Source organism: Actinophytocola sp., assembly GCF_050699935.1.
Lineage (GTDB): Bacteria > Actinomycetota > Actinomycetes > Mycobacteriales > Pseudonocardiaceae > Actinophytocola.
Genome location: NZ_JBOHGB010000300.1, coordinates 1 through 1,861, shown reverse-complemented (window position 1 = coordinate 1,861; position 1,861 = coordinate 1). Strand labels below are relative to the sequence as shown.

The window sequence follows — 1,861 nt, the reverse complement described above, 5'->3', positions numbered from 1 at the left end:
GCCGCGGGGAAGGGTAGCTATTCAGCTGGTGTGAGTGCTGGTGGTAGCCATGCGCCGGTGGTGAAGAGTTCGCGGAGGGCGTCGAGTTTGTCGAGTCCCCATTTGGTTGCGGTGTCCAGGTAGGACTGGACGATGGCGAAGTCGACGAGGCCTGCCAGGGTGCGCCAGCAGCCGCCGGAGGTTCGTTGCTGGATCTTGACGGGTCGGCACGTGCGTTCCGCTTCGTTGTTCGTGAACGGCACCGACAGGTCGGTGGCGAACCGCAGGATCATGTCCTCGTAGTGTCGGAATCGGGTGATGAGGGTGCGAGCTTTGTCGGCCAGGGCGCTGGTCTGTCCGGTGTTGTCGGTCTTGCCTCGGGCCAGTGCTCCGCGGTAGCGGCTGTGGATGGTGCGCAGGGCCGTTGGGTCGAGTCGATCGGCCTCTTGTTGGCGGGTCTGGTGTGCTGCTTGGTTGGCGTCGAGCAGGGTGGTGGCCATCGCGAGCGCCCAGAGTTGGCCCTCGGGGTCGGCGTCGGAGATCGACCGCAGGTCGCGGAGGAGGTGGGCTCCGCACCAGGCGTGCACGGCCTTGAGGTGTTCGTAGCCGGCGTAGCCGTCGCGGACCAGCACTCCGGTGAACTCGGGCAGGACGCCGCCAGCGTCGATCGTGTCCTTGGTGCGGTCACCAACGTGCATCAGGGTGAGGTACTCGGTGCACGCCACGTGCACATACGCCAACGATCCGGCGGCGCGGCCGGGTGTCTCATCGGCGTGCAGCACCGGCGCCGTCGCGAGCAGGGCGCGCATGTGGTGGAGGAACTTCTTCTCCAACCTGCGTGCGGCACGACCGCGGATCCCGGCGAGGAACCCGGTGGAGACGTCGATCGCACACAGCTTGGCCAACAGGTCACGGGCGCGACCGACCGGCAAGAAGTGCGCGCACGTCAACAGGGCGGCGCGAGCGAGGGTTTCCGGACCGATCCGCACCGGCGAACCCGCAGCGGCCACGACCTCGGCGTGCGGGGCGGGCACCGCCGCGTCGTCCCAGCCCGCAGTGGTCACCTTCCCGCAACACGGGCACACCTTCGACACCCGTTGATACTCGGTGACCTTCGGTGGTGGCACCGGCTGAATATCGACTACCTGACGCCGCTGACGACCACACTCTTCGGCCCCGTCAAGCGACGCATCACAAGACCCGCAGCGGTCTGGCTGGATCTCCAGTCGTTCGTCCGGATCATCAACGAGGCTCCGTGAGGACGACCCAGCCCCCGGCTGTTTGCCCGGCTTCCGACCCGACCTGACACGTGACGAGCGGTTCTTCGCCGGTTTCTTCGCCCACGGCGCGTCCGACGACGGCGGCCGCGACGAGGTCGACGAATCCGCCGCCAACCGCCGCTCCAACTCCTCCACCCGCCGCGTCAACGCCTCAATCGTCTTGGCCTGCACAGAAACCAGCGCGAGCAACTCCTCACGCGACATCTCCTCCGGCCCAGCCACACCAAGATCGTCTCAGATGCCGATCAAGCCCTCACACCGGCCACCGACCCAGCTGAATAGCTACCCGCAACATCGGGTTCAGCCGACGCAGCAGGTCTGCCAGCGAATCGTTCACGTTCTGCAGGCACGCCGTCTTGACCTTCGTCATGATCGCGCGCAGCGCTTTCTTCGACGGATAGGTGTAGACGTAGCGCTCATCTGTTCCCCTCTTGCGATGGCGCTGGATGCGCCAGCCGAGGAAGTCCAGCCCCTCGTCGATGTGGGTGATCAGCGTCTTCTCGGTCGACAGGCGAAGCCCCATCGGACCAAGCACCTCTGCCACCTCCGGGAGGAGCGCTTCGGCTTGTGCCCGATTGCCGGACACCATGATCACGAAGTCG

At 66.2% G+C, this 1,861-nt stretch carries 1 protein-coding gene and 1 pseudogene; both read right to left on the bottom strand.

Going from position 1 to position 1,861, the window contains the following annotated elements; genetic code table 11:
• Positions 1-17 precede the first annotated feature (17 nt).
• Positions 18-1,463, bottom strand: coding sequence for an IS66 family transposase (tnpC, locus tag ACRDTB_RS38080; protein WP_431437139.1), 1,446 nt, complete (start codon positions 1,461-1,463; stop codon positions 18-20).
• Between the two features lie 49 nt (positions 1,464-1,512).
• Positions 1,513-1,861, bottom strand: a pseudogene (locus tag ACRDTB_RS38075) (group II intron reverse transcriptase/maturase); the annotation flags it as partial.

Excerpts from the sequence above, each read along its gene's own strand:
- tnpC (WP_431437139.1), bottom strand. The coding sequence starts at position 1,463 with ATGTCGCGTGAGGAGTTGCTCGCGCTGGTTTCTGTGCAGGCCAAGACG.